The 21115-nt window shown below is 36.1% G+C and carries 16 protein-coding genes and 1 rRNA gene; 14 read left to right on the top strand and 3 right to left on the bottom strand.

The features are described from left to right. Positions 1–12 precede the first annotated feature (12 nt). From KKG99_12155 to KKG99_12145, 3 genes are all read left to right on the top strand, one after another. Positions 13–1257 (top strand): hypothetical protein, encoded by a 1245-nt coding sequence (locus KKG99_12155; protein MBU1013749.1) that lies wholly within the window; start codon positions 13–15, stop codon positions 1255–1257. A gap of 122 nt (positions 1258–1379) precedes the next feature. Further along, complete coding sequence (locus KKG99_12150; protein MBU1013748.1) at positions 1380–1931, top strand: RNA polymerase sigma factor; 552 nt, start codon at positions 1380–1382, stop codon at positions 1929–1931. Next, positions 1924–3294: a PorT family protein gene (locus KKG99_12145; GenBank protein MBU1013747.1), complete on the top strand. Its 1371-nt coding sequence runs from the start codon at positions 1924–1926 to the stop codon at positions 3292–3294. Before KKG99_12150 ends, KKG99_12145 begins: the two co-directional genes overlap by 8 nt. A 100-nt stretch (positions 3295–3394) precedes the next feature. On the opposite strand, the gene KKG99_12140 is transcribed toward KKG99_12145, so the two are convergent. Then, positions 3395–4261 (bottom strand): DUF2681 domain-containing protein, encoded by an 867-nt coding sequence (locus tag KKG99_12140; GenBank protein ID MBU1013746.1) that lies wholly within the window; start codon positions 4259–4261, stop codon positions 3395–3397. A 214-nt stretch (positions 4262–4475) separates the two neighbouring features. Between KKG99_12140 and KKG99_12135 the strand changes: the two genes are divergently transcribed. Further along, positions 4476–4934 carry a hypothetical protein gene (locus KKG99_12135; protein MBU1013745.1) on the top strand — a complete coding sequence of 153 codons (459 nt, stop codon included), beginning with the start codon at positions 4476–4478 and terminating at the stop codon, positions 4932–4934. 52 nt (positions 4935–4986) lie between these two features. Here the strand turns inward: KKG99_12135 and KKG99_12130 are convergent, their stop codons facing one another. Further along, positions 4987–6219 carry a M20 family metallo-hydrolase gene (locus KKG99_12130; protein MBU1013744.1) on the bottom strand — a complete coding sequence of 411 codons (1233 nt, stop codon included), beginning with the start codon at positions 6217–6219 and terminating at the stop codon, positions 4987–4989. Between the two features lie 196 nt (positions 6220–6415). Here KKG99_12130 and KKG99_12125 point away from each other — a divergent pair, with 196 nt between their 5' ends. Continuing rightward, on the top strand, positions 6416–8095 hold the full coding sequence (locus KKG99_12125) for a sodium:alanine symporter family protein (protein ID MBU1013743.1): 1680 nt from the start codon (positions 6416–6418) through the stop codon (positions 8093–8095). A 148-nt stretch (positions 8096–8243) separates the two neighbouring features. Here KKG99_12125 and KKG99_12120 read toward each other — a convergent pair whose 3' ends face one another. Continuing rightward, positions 8244–8897: a TonB-dependent receptor plug domain-containing protein gene (locus tag KKG99_12120; GenBank protein MBU1013742.1), complete on the bottom strand. Its 654-nt coding sequence runs from the start codon at positions 8895–8897 to the stop codon at positions 8244–8246. Between the two features lie 636 nt (positions 8898–9533). On the opposite strand from KKG99_12120, the gene KKG99_12115 reads away from it, so the two are divergent. The 9 genes from KKG99_12115 to KKG99_12075 form a co-directional block, all read left to right on the top strand. Beyond that, positions 9534–10874, top strand: coding sequence for a cyclic 2,3-diphosphoglycerate synthase (locus KKG99_12115; protein MBU1013741.1), 1341 nt, complete (start codon positions 9534–9536; stop codon positions 10872–10874). A 183-nt stretch (positions 10875–11057) separates the two neighbouring features. Continuing rightward, positions 11058–12131, top strand: coding sequence for a glutamine-hydrolyzing carbamoyl-phosphate synthase small subunit (gene carA, locus KKG99_12110; GenBank protein MBU1013740.1), 1074 nt, complete (start codon positions 11058–11060; stop codon positions 12129–12131). 93 nt (positions 12132–12224) lie between these two features. Next, complete coding sequence (locus KKG99_12105) at positions 12225–13430, top strand: L-serine ammonia-lyase (protein ID MBU1013739.1); 1206 nt, start codon at positions 12225–12227, stop codon at positions 13428–13430. A gap of 174 nt (positions 13431–13604) precedes the next feature. Beyond that, the gene (gene carB, locus KKG99_12100) at positions 13605–16832 is read left to right on the top strand and encodes a carbamoyl-phosphate synthase (glutamine-hydrolyzing) large subunit (GenBank protein MBU1013738.1); all 3228 of its coding nucleotides are present in this window, start codon (positions 13605–13607) and stop codon (positions 16830–16832) included. A gap of 179 nt (positions 16833–17011) precedes the next feature. Then, positions 17012–17920, top strand: coding sequence for an aspartate carbamoyltransferase (gene pyrB, locus KKG99_12095; protein MBU1013737.1), 909 nt, complete (start codon positions 17012–17014; stop codon positions 17918–17920). Further along, the gene (locus KKG99_12090) at positions 17917–18384 is read left to right on the top strand and encodes an aspartate carbamoyltransferase regulatory subunit (GenBank protein MBU1013736.1); all 468 of its coding nucleotides are present in this window, start codon (positions 17917–17919) and stop codon (positions 18382–18384) included. The genes pyrB and KKG99_12090 overlap by 4 nt, the downstream gene beginning before the upstream one ends. 60 nt (positions 18385–18444) lie before the next feature. Next, the gene (locus KKG99_12085; GenBank protein ID MBU1013735.1) at positions 18445–19086 is read left to right on the top strand and encodes an ATP-binding protein; all 642 of its coding nucleotides are present in this window, start codon (positions 18445–18447) and stop codon (positions 19084–19086) included. Beyond that, positions 19079–19762 carry a diphthine--ammonia ligase gene (locus KKG99_12080; protein ID MBU1013734.1) on the top strand — a complete coding sequence of 228 codons (684 nt, stop codon included), beginning with the start codon at positions 19079–19081 and terminating at the stop codon, positions 19760–19762. The genes KKG99_12085 and KKG99_12080 overlap by 8 nt, the downstream gene beginning before the upstream one ends. Before the next feature lie 627 nt (positions 19763–20389). After that, a 16S ribosomal RNA gene (locus KKG99_12075) occupies positions 20390–21115 on the top strand; the annotation flags it as partial.

Here is a 21115-nt window from a genome sequence, read left to right as displayed (position 1 = left end):
AACACGATAGAAATGAAAAAGCACATCTATTATCTAATCATACTAATAGCTTTGATATTGAACTCATGTACCGATAAAATATCGGAAATCTTTATGGCAAATAGTCCTATTTACATGAGTTATAAAGAACTCCGGTCGGCTGTAAAACAGGTTGCACCTCAGGAATTGAAAAAACCCGGAAAAATGTATTTTAAAGACAACTACATTTTCATCGTGGAACAAATGAAAGGGATTCATGTGATTGATAATTCAAACCCAAGTTCACCTCAAAATATAAGTTTTATTGAAATCCCAGGAACCGTTGATATTGCTATAAAAGGACAAATTTTATACACCGACAGTTATATCGATTTGGTGGCCCTCGATTTATCAAATTTAACAGATATTAAAGTAGTTTATCGAAGTGAGGATATATTACCTTACATACTGCCGCCTTATGATGAGGATTATCCTCTAGCTCAGATTGACGAAGACAAAGGAGTTGTAATTGGCTGGGAAGTGAAGAAAGTTAAGCAAAGCCCCACTTTTTATTATTACCCGTTGATGAGAGAATTTTCGATGATGGATGCAGCAGCTCAAGGTATTAATAGCAGTGGAGTTGGTGTAGGAGGATCGATGGCCCGTTTCGGTATATCAGGGACAACCTTATACATTGTCGATAATTCGAATCTACATATTTATAATATTTCCGTTCCTAAGTCACCGGTACTAGTAAAATCAAATGGGATCGGATGGGGTATTGAAACCATGTTTATTTTGGGAGATCATATGTTCTTCGGGACAACTAATGGAATGCTGATTTATGATATTTCGGTTCCTGTTTCACCTATGTACCTGAGCCAATTTTGGCATGTAACCAGTTGTGATCCTGTCGTGATTCAGGATACGATTGCCTATGTTACTTTACGGGGGGGGAACAATTGTCAGAATAATGTAAATGAATTAAATGTCATTTCGATTAAAGATTATCGAAACCCTAAACTAATAGAAGCATACCCAATGGTTGGACCTTATGGGCTTGGTGTAGATGGGAATTTGCTCTTCATATGTGATGGAAGTGCAGGATTAAAAGTTTATGATGTGAGCGATCCCTTAAGTATTGATGATCATCAAATAGCACATTTCCCAAATATTTTCGCGTACGATGTAATTCCATTAAACGGGAATCTTTTATTAATTGGCGAAGATGGATTTTATCAGTACAATTATTCGGGGCAAAGTATTCAATTATTAAGCAAGATTGAAATTTCAGAATAATGTCTTGGACTTAAAAGCTAACACTTTTTAACCATTAATATATGACAAATTAATCATGAAACCATGCTTATGACTATCTTTGAAGTTCTTTGGCATTGATGAAAACAAATTGAGTGGAGACAATCGACTTATCAGATATCGTAAAGGCATGCAAAAAGGGTAATCGAAAAGCCCAGGAGCAATTGTACAATGCATTTGCAAGCAAAATGTATGCGGTGTGCCTTTATTATTCGAAGGATAAGGATGATGCTGAAGACTTACTTCACAATGGTTTCATAAAAGTTTTTCAAAAGATTGAACAGTTTAAAGGTGATGGTCCATTTGAAGCCTGGATAAGGAGAGTATTTATGAACACAGCACTCGAACTCTATCGGAAAAAAAGAATTCTATATTCAATTAATGAAGATATCGATTATCCTGAATATATTGAAGATGGAGATGCAGTAAGTCAACTCAGCACCAGTGAACTCATTAAAATGATTCAGGAATTGCCCCCTGCTTATCAAATGGTTTTTAATCTTTATGCAATTGAGGGTTATTCGCATAAGGAAATTAGTAAAATGCTTGACATTGCCGAGGGAACCTCGAAATCAAATTTAGCAAGGGCCAGAATGAATTTGCAAAAAAAAGTAATGAACCAATTTAAACTCTCAGGGAGAAAATTACATGAGTAAACCTGACATAAATAAAGAAAACATATACCGTCAGCGATTAATGAATGCTGAAGTCAGTCCGCCCCCAAAAGCTTGGGAGCAGATTGCCAATAGTATGAATTATGCCGATAAGAACCGTAGATTGATTTTTTACAGAAGAATTATTGCCAGTGCAGCAATGATCATTATTCTACTTTCTGTCGGGATAGGATTTTTATATCATAAACAACAAACTACACCGGCAAACTTAACAAAGTTAGCTTCAGACTCCACTGTTCAAATTATTGATTCCGGCATTATTGTCCCAACTCCAACTTTTAGGGAAAATTTGGCTGAAAATGTCCCGGACCCTGAAAAAGTTGTCGATCCAATGAATATATCAACCAATAAAAGTTTATATGCAAAATCGGATTTAGACGATGTCCGGAAGGATGAGAATCAAATTAAAATTTCAAAAATGACTTTCATTGCTGCCAATTCTATAATTCTTGAATTTGAATGGTCCGGGCTACTAAATCATCCATCAAAAGGGAAAAAACAATTGCCCATAGTTTTAGAAGCAGATTTAAATGAGTTTTTATTAAAAAATAATTTGATTGCTGATGCCTCGCGAACAAAAAACATCAAAAATCGATGGTCGATTGGTGGTGAGTATTCGCCAAGCTATGCGAATAGTAGTCCCCAGCGAGGAAGTGGGACAGAGGCTGAATATGATTTTTCAAACGTACCCGGAAGCTTGCCACTTACAAATAGTTCTGAAGAAATTGTTAATGCATACTCCGGTGGCCTTGCCGTAAATTACATCTTATCGGAAAAGTGGAGCATACAATCCGGCTTGTACTATCTAAAACAAGGACAAGAAATTCAGAATTATTCAGTTTTATCGAATCAGGCAGCATATAATAACCGGCTTTCAACATTTACAAACTCGGGCACCGTTGAGTTTACTTCCAATGTATTACTAAGTCGATCCAGCCCTGTTTATCAGGTGAATGTAGATCTAAACAACCAAATCTCCCAATTCAATGATTATCTGATACAGCAATTTGAATTCGTCGAAATTCCATTTATTATTAAGTATAAAATCCTCAACCAAAAAATTGACGTTTATTTGTTAGGTGGACTCAATGCAAATATTTTGGTCAGAAACAATGTTTTTATTGGAAAGGGAAACAATCAATCAGTTGGCCACACCAATGATATTAATTCATTGATTTACAAAAGTAGTATAGGGATAAGCTTGGAATACCCTTTCAGCAAACATTTCTATTTTAACCTCTCCCCGGTTTATAAGTATCAATTAAATGCGATCAACAAAAATAATCCTGATGCTCCACGCACTCACTTAATAGAGTATAAGACGGGGATAAGTTATAAGTTTTAAGTTATAAATTATAAGTTTTTAGTTTTAAAAATACAGGTATTCAATTCAAAAAAAAGCCTGACCTTTATTCTGGTCAGGCTTTTTGATTTCTGTTATTTATTTAGTTATTGTAAATAAAATCTGCAAATGTCATATCGTTTACATAAAATTCATCAAAGCTGTTAAGTATGATTGTCGGAACATTTCCATAATTAGTAAATCTTCCGTACACTGATACATAATCTCTTTTCAGTTTTCGAAGATCTCTATAATTGAGTTGTCTTGAAAGATAATCCGGAATAATAACCGTAGCACTTTGATATGGTGATTTACGACCAAATTGAAGGATATACTGATTGGTTCTGCGATTGTATTCTATATCAATTACTTCGCCTTCAATTGAAGCTGTATTATCGCCATTCTCAGATTCATATATGGCCCAAGGATATTCTATTTGAGGCTGATAGCTGTGCATGAGCAATAACTGATAATTATTATAAAATGGATATCTTACCCGCATCGGGAAATTCATAATATGATGTGACAAATATCCATAACGACGATTTGAATTATCAATATACCCGTGACGGATCCTTATATTATTTACATTTGGAGTTCTAACGACACTTAATGGACGACGGTCAGTGCGGATAATTCTTCTGTTGGAATTGTCAACATTTCCAATTCTCTGAATATTGGGTCTTACATTCAAATTCCTATTCACCTTAGATTGGTTATTTGGTCTTTGGACATTTAAATTTGTATTACGTTTTTCAGCGGATCGAACAGTATTTAAATTTATTGTTTTACGGTTCTCGATTTTAACTGTTGGTTTATAATTCTTTTCAGACTTATTCTCTGCTTTTTTTTCGCTCTTCTCATCTTTTTTGTATGATTTTGCGGTGGTAGTTCTTTCTTCTCTTTTTTGTGCCTGTAAACTGAGACTGGCTATAAAAAGTATCCCGAGTATGATTGCTAATTTTTTCATGACATTGATGTTTAAAGATTATACCTGTCTTATTCCAAAAAGCAGACCAAAGTTTTCCATTTTTGCTGAAATAAAAAATAAGAATGCTATCTGCCTGATTAGATATTCTTTAAAAATTAATATTTTTTTAATTAATCGGTTAATGCCATCTAAGCAATAAAAACTCGATAGCTAACCTCATTTCAATTACTATATTTGTATAAAACCTTGCTTTATGTTTGAAGAAATTAAATTCTGGCTCCAATCACAAAAAATCGAATTTGCTCTAATTCAACATGAGCCAACATTAACCTCAGCCCAATCAGCTAAAGCCCGTGGAGAAGATCTTTCTATAGGAGGAAAAGCAATCATTATGAAAGTGGGTAATGATTTTAAAATCTTTGTTTTGAGCGCCTCAAAAAAAATAGATTCAAATGCAATTAAAAAACAATTTGGCGTAAAGAAACTGAGGTTTGTCAATAGTGATGAGTTAAAAAAATTAACTGGCTTAACATCCGGAGCTGTACCTCCATTTGCAAAGCCATTTTTTGATATGGATTTATATATTGATCAATCGATCTTACAAAATACAAGAATCGCTTTTAATGCCGGCTCACTTACAAATTCGATCATCCTATCAGTTGATGATTATATTCGTATAGCTCGGGGTATTGTTTTCGGTTTTTCCAATTGAAATTATTGATTCTTAAATTCGGAACCATTTTAAACCATTCATTTTTATACTTCTAAATTTTATTGGATAGCTCTAAAATAGTATTTAACAATACGTTTGCTCCGTTTTCTATATCCTGAGTAAAAGTATATTCATTTGGATTATGGCTAATTCCGTCGACACTTGGAACAAATATCATAGCTGAAGGACATATTCTTGCCATCATCTGGGCATCATGACCTGCTCCGGATGTCATTTTAAGATAAGTCAATCCCAGACGATTGTTAACCCGTTCAATTATTTGGGTCATAGTCCCATCAAACTGCACAGGTTGAAGCCTCACAAGTTGATTTATTTTAATATCAATGGATGCATGTTCTGCAAGTTGTTCAAGAAATCCATGTAAAAGACTTTCGGCTTGCTTCAATCCCTCTTCACTGCTATTTCTCAAATCAATGGTCATTTTAACCTTTCCCGGGACAACATTGATGACATTTGGTTCAAATATCACTTTGCCACAGGTCGCCACCTGACTTCCTCCGACCGAACTGCACAGATCACTCAAATAATTAATGATTTTTGCAGCAGCCAAACCTGCATCTTTCCTATAAATTAGAGGTGTAGTTCCAGCATGGTTCGATTCTCCGGTAAGGATAATCTCTTTCCATGAAATGCCTTGCAGATTTTCAACAACCCCAATATTCAGTCCCTTCATTTCTAAAATTGGGCCCTGTTCTATATGCAACTCTACATAATTTGATGGGATCAACGCACCATCTTGCAGATTGCCCATGTAACCAATTTTTTTCAATTCGTTTTCGAGAATGCTGCCATCCACTCCTATTGATTTCATGGCTTTCTCAGCCTTTAATCCGCCTGAAAAAACCAAACTGCCCATCATATCAGGGGTGTACCTGATCCCTTCTTCATTTGTAAAAACCGCTAAGGCAATGGGATGTCTTGTTTTTATATTGAACTCATTAAGGGTTTTTATTACTTCCAACCCGGCCAAAACGCCGTAACATCCATCATACATCCCACCTGAAACAACCGTGTCAATATGTGATCCGGTCATTACTGGCTTTGAATTTTCTATTCCATCCCTTACTGCTATGATATTTCCAATCCTATCAAAATGGATGATGAGGGCTTCTTCTTTCATCCAATTTACCACCAAATCTCTGGCTTCCTTATCTGCATCCGTCCCAGCCAGCCGGGTTATGCCTCCTCGCTCATCCTTACCAATAAGAGAAAGCTGCTGAAGCATGTGATTCAGCCTGCGAATATTAATCTTAATGTCAACCATTTTTTAAAATTCTCATGAGAATTCAAAGTCCCTAATTAAAAATAAATAATCCCTCCAAGTTTATGGTTTCAAACCTGATTTCTTTTGACAAAAATCTGTCTTTTATAGATAACTATTCCATAAATGTCCAAAATATTTTCATAAGAAAGAATAAGTTCCTATTTTTATCCTTTTTAAAATTCAATCCCTTTAAATTATGCATCAATTTGGTAATTTTCTCGACACCCTGGATGGATTTCTGGGCAGTGCCGCATGGTTTGCTTATTTTCTTTTAGGCGTAGGTTTATTTTTCACGATCTATCTCAAGTTCCCACAAATCCGTTATTTCAAATATGCTCTCCGAATCGTAAAAGGAAAGTATGATAAAGCAGATGACAAAGGAGACACCTCCCACTTTCAGGCATTAACAACTGCCCTATCAGGAACAGTTGGAACAGGAAATATTGCGGGTGTTGCTTTGGCAATACATCAAGGTGGACCGGCTGCCTTATTTTGGATGTTGGTTACAGCCATGCTTGGTATGACAACCAAATTTGTTGAAGTAACCTTATCGCACAAGTACCGCGAAATGGATTCTAAAGGCCAGGTAGCAGGTGGACCGATGTACTACATGAAAAATAAACTAAATATGAAATGGTTGGCTGTTATATTTGCGATCGCTACAGTAATTTCATCATTTGGCACCGGTAATATGCCACAAATTAATAGTATTTCCAGTTCACTTAATGCCACTTTTGGAGTTCAACAATGGATTGTAGGTGCTGTGCTTGCTGTATTACTTGGCATGGTAATAATTGGTGGCATCTCACGAATTGCAAAAGTTACAGAGAAACTGGTTCCTGCAATGGCAATTATTTATTTTGTTGGTGCGTTTGCAGTCATCATTTCAAACTATCAGAATATACTTCCATCCTTTGGAGCAATTTTCGGTCAAATTTTTACCGGTTCAGCAGCAATGGGTGGATTTTTAGGTGCAAGTTTTGCTTTCTTATTTAATCGCGGAGTTAATCGTGGTTTATTTTCGAACGAAGCCGGTCAGGGTTCTGCACCAATAGCACACGCGGCCGCAAGGGCTCACGAACCGGTCTCTGAAGGAATGGTTGCATTGTTAGAACCATTTATCGATACAATTATCATCTGTTCTTTAACAGGACTTGTTTTACTTTCTTCAGGAGTTTGGAACACAAAATATGATAACAAATTCGAGATGAGTGATCTTCAAATTCTCTCATCGAGTTATACCGATCAGAATGAACAAGGAGTTTTACAGTTACGAAAACATATTTTAGGTTCTGAAACACTTGCTCCATTCAATGGGGAATTAGAGGTTATTGAAGGAAAGATTCAGAATGATCTTTCAATTATTCACGCCCGTTCACTTGCAGAAAATGTAATTATTTCAAAGGGTGAAGTTCCGTATAATGGTAAAGTGGCCGTATCTCAGGGAAAACCAGATCTGGCAAAGGAAGGAATTGTCATGAACGGAAAATCATTGCTACACTCGGCTCCACTTACAACCGAAGCTTTTAAACAGAGCTTTATGGGTGATAAAGGTAAATTTATCGTCTCCATCGGACTACTTTTATTTGCATTTTCAACGGTAATATCTTGGTCGTATTACGGTGATCGGGCGATAACCTACCTGGTTGGCACAAAAGGGGTTCCTTATTACAGGGTGGTGTATATTTTAGCATTTTTCTTGGCCTCGTTTACCGATACAACCATCATTTGGAAGGTTTCTTATATTGCAATTGTATTGATGACTTTACCCAATCTAGTTGGTATATTATTACTAAGAAAGGATATGAAATCAACTGTTAAAGAATATTGGATCGATTTCAAACAAAATTGGCCCGGAGCAGAAACCCCTGAATAATATTCGTAAGATTCGATCAAATAAAAAGGATGGCTTCCTCTAAGTGGATTCCATCCTTTTTAAATTCTCTTTCATTACTAAAAAAAAGTAACTGTAATTTTTACAGAAAAAAATAGAATTCGATTAATCTGTTTACTTGTTTCAGAATCTACTTTTTTGTATTAATAACGACAACCCCGTAAAGGCCTTGCGAACCATAAATAGCTGCCTCAGTAGATTTTAACACTTTTATTGATTCAATAGTAATTGGCAAGATATCCGAAATATCGTTGACAAAAGTACCGTTAACCAGATAAGTAGCAGCATTACTCCCTGATAGTGAATGAGATCCTCTAATCCGAACTATATTACCGGCAACTTCCACTCCATTAAATTTACCTCTGATTAACTCGAAAACATCGCTATAACTTGAAAAATCATTCGAAGCATTTGAAAGATTTTGTGAAATAAATTTTATTCCTTCATTTGACAAATATCCTTCTTCGTGAGCCAGATCAACATTTTTTTGTCCTTCTTTAAAAACTAAATAAACTGTTAATGTATCGATTCCACTTACCGACTTGGTTTTTGGAAAAAAACTTTTTGATTTAAATTTAAGAACATCATTGTCCTCACAAAAGATTGTAAAAGTTCCATCCGGATTTGATAATACGGTAGCTTTTGATTTTTTTGCGGTTATTAAAATATTTCCAATTCCAAAATCATCTGATAGAAGAACTCTACCTGTCACAACCCGCTGCTGTGTATAGCTAATGCTATAAACAAATATAGCGATTAGCAATAAAACTACTTTTTTCATCATACATTTTTTAGGTTTATTTATTGGGACTAAGCTTTATAAAAAAATTTGACCATAGAATGATATGCCAGACCTTAAATGATGGTGAGTATTATAATGAAATAATGACCATTACGTATATTAACAGGCATAGCTTTAAGCCAATAAATTTAAGAAAAAAAAGAATTCAAACAAATATTTTATTTAAATATGACTTATCTTATAAAAACCCTTTTATTCTAAACCTTGTAGATAGAAATAATTCATTAATTCTTTAAGGATTAGTCTCGGTTAAATTCGGACTCAAGTTTTTAATTGCTCGGGAAGCTTCAAAGCCATTTATAACCGACATATTTACACCCATTGTAACGAGATCGATATTCAAATCTTATTTAACAATTTCAAATGACATCTTCACAAATTAGGATGTATTCCAACTTCTGAATTCTTAGAAAAAATAAAGATTAGAATGTCAGATAGTTATATAACCTTAAATAAAATTTTTAGATTCTAATTTCCATGCATTATTATTTTTTACCTTTGCTCTCGATATATTTTTTTACATGAAAGAATCACATATTCAAAATTTTGCTTGTGTGAGGTTCTCTCGCATTGCGGGATTCGAAATCTGTCATATTTAACTTTAAAATTAAAAAACAGATGAAAAAGAACGTATTAATCATTGGTGCCGCCGGAAGGGATTTTCATAATTTCAATACCTATTATCGGGGCAATGAAGCTTACAATGTAGTAGCTTATACAGCTGCTCAAATTCCTGACATTGCTGGCAGGAAGTACCCAAAAGAACTTGCAGGAGATTTGTATCCTGAAGGAATTCCAATTCATTTAGAAGAGGATTTGGAAAAACTAATAAAAGATTTAAAGGTTGACGACTGTGTATTCTCATACAGTGATGTGCCTTACCAAAGAGTGATGGCAATGAGCGCAAGAGTAAATGCAGCAGGAGCTAATTTTATTCTTTTAGGGCCTAAGGACACCATGGTAAAAAGTACCAAACCATTAATTGCTGTTGGTGCAGTAAGAACTGGTTGCGGAAAAAGCCAGACTTCAAGAAGAATTATCGAATTGTTAATGGCCAAAGGATTAAAGGTTGTTGCGGTTCGACACCCTATGCCTTACGGCGATTTAAACGAACAAAAAGTACAACGCTTTGCAAAGGTTTCTGATCTTGCCAAACACAAATGTACGGTTGAAGAGATGGAAGAATACGAACCACATGTTGTTCGTGGAAACGTAATTTATGCAGGTGTTGATTATGAAGCAATTTTAAGAGCTGCTGAACAGGATCCGGATGGATGTGATGTGGTTTTATGGGATGGTGGAAATAACGATTTCCCATTTTATACTCAGGACCTGAACATTACCGTGGTTGACCCACACCGACCGGGACACGAATTAACTTACTATCCTGGAGAAGTAACCTTAAGATTGGCTGATGTTGTCGTTATCAATAAAATGGACACCGCTGATGCCGCAGACATTCAAACCGTGCGCGAGAGCATTGCTAAAGTAGCTCCAAAAGCAATTGTTGTGGATGGTGCATCTCCAATAAAAGTTGATAATCCTGCATTGATTAAAGGAAAAAGAGTATTGGTTGTTGAAGACGGACCTACATTAACTCACGGAGAAATGAAATTAGGTGCAGGAACAGTTGCAGCAAAAAAATTCGGTGCTGCCGAATTAGTTGATCCTCGTCCGTTCACAGTTGGTAAACTATCTGAAACTTTCAGAATTTATCCTAATATTGGTATTTTATTACCTGCAATGGGATACGGTGCACAACAATTGAAGGATCTGGAAACAACTATTAATAATGTTGACTGTGATGCAGTTGTTATTGGAACCCCAATTGACTTGAACCGTATCATTAAAATCAACAAACCTTCTACAAGGGTTTATTATGATTTGCAAGAAATTGGAAATCCTAACCTGGAGGAAATCGTTGACGACTTCATCGTTAAATACAAATTGAAAAAATAATTTTAAAGCGGCTTTTTAAGCCGCTTTTTTTTAGACTTTTTTGTTGGTATATTGTTCTTTTAATAACCATTTTGTAAAATTTTATTAAAATAAATAACTAATTCATTGGTAAAAAGTAATACAGAAAATTATCGTAAACTTGAATTCAAGTATTAAAATACTCGCAAACAATTAAAAATAAAAATGAAGCAATCAAAGAGTGCTAAACTGATTTTAGAAGACGGAACAATTTTTCAGGGTTTTTCTTTTGGCTACGAAGGATCCACAGCAGGTGAAGTGGTCTTCAATACTGCCATGACGGGTTATCCCGAAAGTTTAACGGATCCATCATACAAAGGACAATTACTTGTGCTGACCTACCCTTTAGTAGGGAATTACGGTGTCCCCGGATTTGAACAGGAAGACCAAATGCTTAAATTTTTTGAATCAGAAAAAGTACAGGTTTCGGCTTTGATTATTTCGGATTATTCATTCAAATACAATCATTGGAACGCAACGAAAAGTCTGGGTGATTGGCTGATAGAACATCAGGTTCCGGGTATCTACGGAATTGACACACGTGAGCTGACGAAAATAATCCGTGAAAAAGGCTGTATGCTGGGCAAAATAATTATTGATGATATTGATTGTGAGTTTTATGATCCGAATAAGGAGAATTTGGTTGCACAGGTTAGCATTGCAAAAAAACAAATCTATGGATCCGGTAAATATAAAATCCTGCTCATTGATTGTGGAGTTAAAAACAATATTATTCGTTACTTTTTACAAAAAGATACCACTGTGATAAGAGTTCCTTGGGATTATAATTACCATCATGAAGATTATGACGGTTTATTCATCTCGAATGGCCCGGGTAACCCGGAAATGTGTGATGTCACCATCGCTAACCTAAAAATTTCTCTTGAAAAAAAAATCCCAATTTTTGGAATTTGTTTGGGGCATCAACTTACGGCCCTGGCCTCGGGTGCTAAAACATATAAACTAAAATACGGACATCGCAGCCACAATCAACCGGTCATATTAAAAAATACAAAAAAAGCTTACATTACCTCTCAAAATCATGGCTTTGCCGTTGACGATTCAACCCTATCATCCGACTGGGAAACCTTGTTCACCAATATCAATGATGGAACCAATGAAGGGATTAAACATAAAACAAAAAAAGTCTTCACGGTACAATTTCATCCGGAAGCATCAAGTGGCCCAACTGATACCGATTTTTTATTTAACGACTTTATGAAAATGCTGATTAAGTGAGAAGTTATGAGTTATGCCCGCCCGTTCCGAACGGAACGTTCGGGCGGGAGTTAAAAGTTAAAAAAATAGTCATTCTAAAATAATCATTTAAAAGTGCTAAGTATAAAAGAAATATATAAAATAGGATACGGTCCATCGTCAAGTCATAGTATGGCACCGCGTAAGGCTGCTCAAATTTTTCTGGACAGAAATCCATCTGCTGATAAATATAAAGCATGGTTGTATGGAAGTCTTGCTGCAACAGGCAAAGGTCACCAAACTGATGAAAGTATACAGAAAGTATTTAGCGGCAAGGAAATAGAAATTATATGGAAACCCGAAATTTTTTTACCAAAACACCCCAATGGATTAATCTTCAAAGCTTATAAGCAAGATGAGGAAATCGATCAGTATGAAGTATATAGTGTTGGTGGTGGCGATTTTTCAGAAACAGGGAAATTTTCAGGAACGAGCATATACAAAATTACCCATATGGAAGAACTCCTTGCTTGGTGCTCATCAGAAGGTAAATCAATGTGGGAGTATGTTGAAGAAATTGAGGGCCCTGATGTTTGGAACTATCTGGCAGAAGTCTGGGATATAATGCAACAGGCTGTTAAAAGAGGAATAGAAAATGAGGGCGTTCTTCCCGGCACCTTGAAACTCAGACGAAAAGCCTCATCTTATTTCGTTAAATCACAAAATGCCACCGGATCTCAAAAAAATATTGGAAAAATATTTGCCTATGCCTTGGCCGTTTCTGAAGAAAATGCAGCTGGTAACTTGATGGTAACTGCTCCCACTTGCGGATCTTGCGGAGTTTTACCTGGAATTTTATATTTCTTAAAAGAACATGATCAACTTTCGGATGCTAAGATCTTAAAAGCTTTAGCTACTGCCGGTATCATTGGAAATTTTGTAAAGACCAATGCATCTATATCAGGCGCAGAAGTAGGCTGTCAGGGAGAAGTTGGAACTGCATGTGCCATGGCTGCAGGAGCCACAACTCAATTAAAAGGCGGAAGCCCAAATCAAATTGAATACGCTGCTGAAATGGGGTTTGAGCACAATTTAGGTTTGACATGCGACCCTTTGCAAGGGTATGTTCAAATTCCTTGCATCGAACGAAATGCATTTGCAGCTGTTAAAGCATGGGAATGCGCAGTATATGCATTATTATCGGATGGCGTTCACAAAGTTAGTTTTGATGAAGTGGTTGATACCATGATGCAAACCGGTAAGGATTTACAGGATGCTTACAAAGAAACAAGTTTAGGCGGATTAGCGAGATTTTGGCGACCGAAAATTGATAGAAATTAGAAAATATGGAGACAATTAGATTTTTTTACTTTGGAAAGGAAACTGAGCGTAGTCGAAGTTTCTCTGCATTAGCATATCTGACATTTCGACTTCGCTCAATGTCCATATAGCTGGTAATTTATTCACTTGAAGTACTTTAGTCACTTAAAATTGAAATCAAAAATAATAAATTAGATGAAACTCAACATTAAGAAAATTCTTGTTCTGGGTTCGGGAGCCCTCAAAATCGGTGAGGCCGGCGAATTTGACTATTCGGGTTCGCAAGCTTTAAAAGCATTAAAAGAAGAGGGTATTGAAACCGTTCTGATTAATCCCAATATTGCCACTGTTCAAACTTCCGAAAAAATTGCCGATAAAATTTACTTCCTGCCTGTAACACCATTCTTTGTTGAAAAGGTTATTAAAAAAGAAAAACCGCAAGGTATTTTATTGGCATTTGGAGGTCAAACTGCCTTAAACTGCGGTATTGAATTATTTAAACAGGATATTTTAAAAAACAATAATGTTGAAGTATTAGGCACTCCTATCCGGGCAATTATGGATACCGAAAACAGGGAGAGTTTTGTTAACAAATTAAATGAAATTGAGGTCATATCAGCACGAAGTTTTGCCGTAAATACGGTTGAGGATGCAATTTTAGCAGTACGAAAATTAGGATTTCCTGTCATTATTAGAGCCGCATACACCTTAGGCGGTCAAGGAAGTGGTTTTTGTAATACTGAAGATGAATTAAGGGCAATGTCTGAAAAGGCGTTTGCTTATTCTAATCAGATTTTGGTTGAAGAATCACTTAAAGGTTGGAAAGAAGTAGAATACGAGGTAGTGAGAGATGCCTATGATAATTGCATCACGGTGTGTAATATGGAAAATTTTGATCCATTGGGAATTCATACCGGAGAAAGTATTGTAGTTGCGCCTTCTCAAACACTTACCAATTCTGAATATCATAAATTACGGCAGCTTTCAATCAAGATCATTCGGCACATAGGAATTGTTGGTGAATGTAATGTTCAATATGCCCTTGATCCTAATTCTGAAGATTATCGTGTTATCGAAGTTAATGCCCGACTATCTCGCTCAAGTGCACTTGCTTCAAAAGCTACAGGATATCCGCTTGCCTTTGTTGCCGCAAAACTAGCGCTGGGTTTTGCGCTTCCCGACATTAAAAATGCGGTCACAAAAACAACTTCTGCCTTCTTTGAACCTTCATTAGATTACATTGTTTGTAAAATTCCTCGCTGGGATCTGGGAAAATTCCTGGGTGTTTCAAAAGAAATTGGCAGCAGCATGAAAAGTGTAGGTGAAGTAATGGCTATCGGGCGAACTTTTGAGGAGGCCATTCAGAAGGGCCTGCGTATGATAGGCCAGGCTATGCATGGATTTGTTGACAATAAAGAGATTCAAGTTGATGATATCGAGACGGAATTGAGTCGGCCAACCGACATGCGCATATTCGTAATAGCAATGGCCATGCAAAAAGGTTGGAGTGTTGAAAAGATTCACCAACTCACAAAAATTGACCGATGGTTCTTAGAAAAACTTCAAAATATTGTTGACATTAACGTAAAAATTGCTGCTTACGATAACTTAAAAGAAGTACCGATAAATCTCCTTAAAAAGGCCAAACAAGCAGGATTTTCCGATTTTCAGTTGGGACGTTCAATTTTTAAAGAAAATTTTGAAGGTTCAGATCAGCAGATTCTGGAGATACGAAACTTCAGGAAATCCCATCAAATAATCCCTGTAGTAAAACAAATAGATACCCTGGCTGCTGAATATCCGGCTCAGACCAATTATCTCTACCTAACTTATAACGGTGAATTCAATGATATTGAATATGAGAATGACGGCCAATCGGTCATTGTTCTCGGCTCGGGAGCTTATCGGATTGGAAGCAGTGTTGAGTTCGATTGGTGCAGTGTAAATGCATTAGAAACAGTAAAAGAACAGAAATACCGATCTGTAATGATTAACTATAATCCTGAAACAGTAAGTACGGATTATGATATTTGCGATCGCTTATATTTTGATGAGCTTTCATTTGAACGAGTGATGGACATCATCGATTTAGAAATCCCAAAAGGTGTGATTGTTTCTGTAGGTGGGCAAATCCCCAATAATCTGGCTATACGACTACATAATCAGCAAGTACCTATATTAGGTACCTCTCCCGAATCTATCGACCGTGCAGAAAATCGTTATAAATTCTCTCAGATGCTGGATACATTAGGAGTAGATCAGCCTGAATGGAAGGAATTAAGTAGTGTTTCGGATGTTTTTGAATTTACCGAAAAAGTTGGGTTTCCAGTGATGGTTAGGCCATCCTATGTTCTTTCCGGTGCAGCGATGAATGTGGTTTCTAACAAGGAAGAATTGGAACACTTCTTAAATTTAGCCGCTAATGTGTCTAAAAAATATCCGGTCGTTGTTTCTAAATTCATGGAAAACACCAAGGAAATTGAAATGGATGCAGTGGCTGACAAAGGTAAAGTGCTGGCTTATGCAATTTCCGAACACATCGAATTTGCCGGAGTTCACTCAGGAGATGCAACAATGATGTTTCCTCCGCAAAAAGTTTATGTTGAAACCATTCGTAGAATTAAAAAAATAACGAATCGGATCGCTGCCGAACTTAATATTTCAGGTCCCTTTAATATTCAATATTTAGCAAAGGACAACGACATTAAAGTAATAGAGTGCAATCTAAGGGCATCCCGAAGTCTTCCTTTTGTTTCCAAAGTATTAAAAACAAACTTTGTTGATTTAGCGACTAAGATCATGTTAGATATTCCTGTCGAAAAGCCTGATAAATCATTATTTGATTTGGAATATATTGGGGTGAAAGCACCTCAGTTTTCTTTTTCCCGATTGGCGAAAGCTGATCCAGTTTTAGGAGTGGATATGTCATCAACAGGTGAAGTAGGATGTATTGGCGAAGATTATTACGAAGCCATCCTTAAATCAATGCTTTCTGTCGGATACAATATTCCAAAGAAAAACATTCTGTTATCAACAGGGCCTTCACGATCAAAAACTGAACTGCTTAATAGTGCGAGATTATTGGTGGAGAAAGGATATAATTTATTTGCGACCAAGGGCACTGCTATGTTTTTAGCTGACAATGAGATTCAATCCACGGTTCTATATTGGCCCGATTCGAAAGAAAAGCCAAATACCATCGACTATATTCGAGAACGTAAACTTGATTTAATCATCAATATCCCTAAAAATTTAAGTCAGGATGAATTGTACAACGACTATCACATCCGTCGAGCGGCCGTCGATCATAATATTCCACTCATCACAAATGCCAGATTAGCCAGTGCCTTTATCATTGCATTCTGCAAATACACGATGGATGACATTACGATTAAAAGTTGGGATGAGTATAAGATCAATTAATAATTTGAAAACCTGCCTCACACAGGCTGGTGTGACAATTTGAAAATGTGCAAACCGAGGGATGGCTTCCCTTTTTCGGGGAAGCCATCCCTCCTTTTCAATTAATATTTCATAATTTCATAATTTCAATTTTAAAGAAGTATAAAATTTCCTATTTTTGACAAAACTTAAACCCACATATGAAAAACAGAAGTTTAGTATCCATCGAAGATTTCAGCAAAGAAGAATGGCTTAGAATACTTGATCTTGCAGAAGAATTTGAGAAAAACCCCAAACAAAGAATATTAGAAGGAAACGTAATCGCGACCCTGTTTTTTGAACCTTCAACCCGTACCCGCCTAAGTTTTGAAAGTGCAGCTTCTTATTTAGGAGCCAAAGTAATAGGATTCTCTGATGCATCCTCTTCAAGTGTTAAAAAAGGAGAGTCGTTAAACGACACGATCCTTACGGTGAGCAATTATTCGGATATTATCGTTATGCGTCATCCTCGCGAAGGCAGTGCACGTTACGCGAGTGAGGTTTCCCCAGTTCCAATTATCAATGCAGGTGATGGGGCCAACCAGCATCCCAGTCAAACCTTATTGGATTTATATTCTATCAGAAAAACACAAGGTAGGCTTGATAATATTCATATTACTTTTGTTGGCGACTTAAAGTATGGCAGAACTGTTCACTCTTTAGTTATCGCCCTATGTAATTTCAATGCCATTTTTCATTTCGTTTCACCACCGGAACTAAAATTACCCAGTTATGTAAAACGACATATTAAAGATGCAAAATTAAGATACTATCAATATACCGATCTAACCGAAGCAATTCCTAAATCTGACATATTATATATGACACGTATTCAAAAGGAACGCTTCTCTGATCCAATTGATTATGAAAAAGTAAAGAATGCATATATTTTGAGAAACAGCATGTTGGAAGAAGCCAAAGAAAACATGAAGGTATTACATCCATTGCCACGGGTAAATGAAATTACCCAAGATGTAGATGCAAATCCCATGGCATATTATTTTCAACAAGCTCAAAATGGAGTTTACGTCCGTCAAGCAATATTAACCTCAATACTTGGTGTAAAATGAGTGATTTAAGAAAAGAATTAAAAGTATCGGCCATTGAAAATGGTACGGTAATAGATCATATTCCTGCAAAGAGTTTATTTCAGGTAGTTAAAATATTAAAGCTGAACGCCATTCCAAACCAAATTCTGTTTGGAAACAACTTGCAAAGTCAGAAATATGGAACCAAAGGCATCATCAAAGTAAACGATAAATACTTTGAGGCTCAGGAATTGAATAAAATTGCACTTGTTGCTCCCACAGCTACACTGATTGTAATTAAAGACTTTACAGTGGTCTATAAAAAGAATGTCGAGCTACCTAAAACCATCAAGCAATTTGTAAAATGTGTTAACCCAAATTGTATTACGAATAACGAAAATATTGAAACGAAATTTGATGTTCATATTGATGAAGAGGGTCAACCAAAATTAAGATGTAACTATTGTGAGAAATTCACCGCCAAAGATAACATGGTATTTATTTAATAGCTTACAATAAATATTTTAGGGCTTCCCAAAAAGGAAGCTCTTTTTGTATAAAGCAATATGCATCCGAAAAACAAATACATAAAAGATTTAATTGCCCGGGGAGAGCATCAACAATTAGATTTTAAGTTCGAAATCACCGATTCAAAAAAAATAGCACGAACGCTTTCTGCATTTTCCAATACGGATGGAGGCACCTTATTAATAGGTGTAAAAGATAATGGTTCGATAACAGGTATCAATTCAAGTGAAGAATACCACATGCTTGAAGCGGCGGCTGAGATGTATTGTTCCCCTCCTATTTCTTTTCAAGCCAAGGAATGGATTGTTGATGGTAAACCAATTTTAGAAATTAAAATTGCCAAACGTACCGGTATTCCACATAAAGCCCCGAATCATGACGGAAAAATGATGATTTTTATCAGGGTTGGAGATCAGAATTTACTTGCAGACCGTATATTATTAAAGGTATGGAACAAAAAAGAAAAAAATATTCAAATCAAGATAGAATACAAAGAAGCTGAAAAAATTCTCCTCAACTACCTGAATCATCATACTCAAATTACCTTAAATGAATTTTGCAACCTGGCCATGATTCCAAAATTTAAAGCAGAAAATATTTTGGTAGATTTTATAGTTTTGGAAATCATCAAAATTATCTTCACCGAAAAACAAACCAATTATACACTAGCCGTTGAGTAAACAAGAAAAAACCAAAGTAATTTTTTCATGGAGTGGAGGAAAAGACAGTGCCTTAGCTCTTCATAAAATACTTGAAGTAGGTGAATTTGAAATTTTTAGTTTAATTACAACCATCACCGAAGGGTACAATAGAATAAGCATGCATGGAATTTCGGTAGATTTACTGGAAGAGCAGGCAAAATCAATTGGAATCCCCCTGTACAAGATTGAGATACCTCAAAATTGCAGCAATGAAGATTATGAAATGATAATGGTAAAGACGCTAACTCATTTTCAAAAGCAAGGAATATCAAGTGTTATTTTTGGAGATATTTATCTTGAGGATGTTAAAAATTACCGGATTTCTCAACTTTCGCGCATTGGAATGCAAGCCATTTTCCCCTTATGGGGCATAAATACAAGCGAAATCGTGAATGAATTTATTAAAAAAGGTTTTCAATCAATCATAAGTTGCGTCGATATACGCGCAATCGATCCTAAATTTTCAGGGCGAATTTTCGATCAAAACTTCCTGAATGATCTCCCAACTGCATGCGATCCTTGCGGTGAAAATGGAGAATTTCACTCTTTTGTATTTGACGGTCCTATTTTTTTCAGGAAAATAAAGATAAAAACAGGAGCGAAATTACTTCGTGATAACTATTTTTTCTTCACAGAAATATTACAAAAACAGTAAATATTACATTTCAGTCCTTCTCCTATCTATCCTAAAAGACTCGGAAGAATGATCTGTTTTAAAAAATAATTGGTGAACTAAATTTGCTAATTACAACATATAGAAGCAAATAAAAATAACCTTTCAAATAATTTCATTTTTCAGGAAATAATTCTTGCTTAATTAAAATAAATGAATGTATCTTTGCACCCCGCTTTAAGGAAGATGTTCATTTAAAAAATGTAGTATAAGTTCAATCAACGAGTTAAAGAGTATTTGAAACTTTTTTGATTTTTTTTTAAATAAAAAAGACAAATAAACTTGGAGATTAAAAAATAAATATTACTTTTGCATCCGCATTTAGCGACACGTTCTTTTAAAACTTGCAAAACAACCAATTTCAGATAGTTAGACACGATTTAAGAAGGAGATAAAGAAAATTAAAACTTTTTAAAAAAAAAGTTTGCAGATTCAGAAAAAGAAATTAATTTTGCAGCCGCAATTGACCCTAAAGGGTAAAAGCATAAAAGAAAGAAACGAAAGTTCTTTGAAAATATTGAAGCAACAAGCCTAAAAATAGTAGCAAATATCCCATAAAGTGAATTCTTTAAGGAATAATAAATCTGAGACATTTAAGAACAAATTTTTACAATGAAGAGTTTGATCCTGGCTCAGGATGAACGCTAGCGGCAGGCCTAATACATGCAAGTCGAACGGTAAGGCTCTTTCGGGAGTACACGAGTGGCGAACGGGTGCGTAACGCGTATGCAACCTACCTTTAACTGGAGAATAGCCCCGAGAAATCGGGATTAATACTTCATAATAATAAGATCTGGCATCTTTTCTTATTTAAAGCTTTGGCGGTTAAAGATGGGCATGCGTGACATTAGATAGTTGGTGAGGTAACGGCTCACCAAGTCAGCGATGTCTAGGGGTTCTGAGAGGATTTTCCCCCACACTGGTACTGAGACACGGACCAGACTCCTACGGGAGGCAGCAGTAAGGAATATTGGTCAATGGGCGAAAGCCTGAACCAGCCATGCCGCGTGCAGGATGACAGCCCTATGGGTTGTAAACTGCTTTTATCAGGGAATAAACCTATCTACGTGTAGATAGCTGAAGGTACCTGAAGAATAAGCACCGGCTAACTCCGTGCCAGCAGCCGCGGTAATACGGAGGGTGCAAGCGTTATCCGGAATCATTGGGCGTAAAGCGTCCGTAGGCGGTCTACTAAGTCGGGTGTAAAAGTTCACAGCTCAACTGTGTATCTATATTCGAAACTAATAGACTAGAGTATTGGAGAGGTGCGTGGAATTCTGTGTGTAGGGGTAAAATCCGTAGATACACAGAGGAACACCAAAAGCGAAGGCAGCG

This window comes from Bacteroidota bacterium (assembly GCA_018816945.1).
Lineage (GTDB): Bacteria > Bacteroidota > Bacteroidia > Bacteroidales.
This window is presented reverse-complemented; position numbering and strand designations above follow the sequence as displayed.

Bases quoted from the DNA above. Each gene is read 5' to 3' on its own strand.
- KKG99_12115 (MBU1013741.1), top strand. From the start codon at position 9,534: ATGAAAAAGAACGTATTAATCATTGGTGCCGCCGGAAGGGATTTTCAT.
- KKG99_12145 (MBU1013747.1), top strand. From the start codon at position 1,924: ATGAGTAAACCTGACATAAATAAAGAAAACATATACCGTCAGCGATTA.
- KKG99_12135 (MBU1013745.1), top strand. From the start codon at position 4,476: ATGTTTGAAGAAATTAAATTCTGGCTCCAATCACAAAAAATCGAATTT.
- KKG99_12130 (MBU1013744.1), bottom strand. From the start codon at position 6,219: ATGGTTGACATTAAGATTAATATTCGCAGGCTGAATCACATGCTTCAG.
- KKG99_12140 (MBU1013746.1), bottom strand. From the start codon at position 4,261: ATGAAAAAATTAGCAATCATACTCGGGATACTTTTTATAGCCAGTCTC.
- carA (MBU1013740.1), top strand. From the start codon at position 11,058: ATGAAGCAATCAAAGAGTGCTAAACTGATTTTAGAAGACGGAACAATT.
- KKG99_12155 (MBU1013749.1), top strand. From the start codon at position 13: ATGAAAAAGCACATCTATTATCTAATCATACTAATAGCTTTGATATTG.
- carB (MBU1013738.1), top strand. From the start codon at position 13,605: ATGAAACTCAACATTAAGAAAATTCTTGTTCTGGGTTCGGGAGCCCTC.
- pyrB (MBU1013737.1), top strand. From the start codon at position 17,012: ATGAAAAACAGAAGTTTAGTATCCATCGAAGATTTCAGCAAAGAAGAA.
- KKG99_12120 (MBU1013742.1), bottom strand. From the start codon at position 8,897: ATGATGAAAAAAGTAGTTTTATTGCTAATCGCTATATTTGTTTATAGC.
- KKG99_12085 (MBU1013735.1), top strand. From the start codon at position 18,445: ATGCATCCGAAAAACAAATACATAAAAGATTTAATTGCCCGGGGAGAG.
- KKG99_12125 (MBU1013743.1), top strand. From the start codon at position 6,416: ATGCATCAATTTGGTAATTTTCTCGACACCCTGGATGGATTTCTGGGC.
- KKG99_12090 (MBU1013736.1), top strand. From the start codon at position 17,917: ATGAGTGATTTAAGAAAAGAATTAAAAGTATCGGCCATTGAAAATGGT.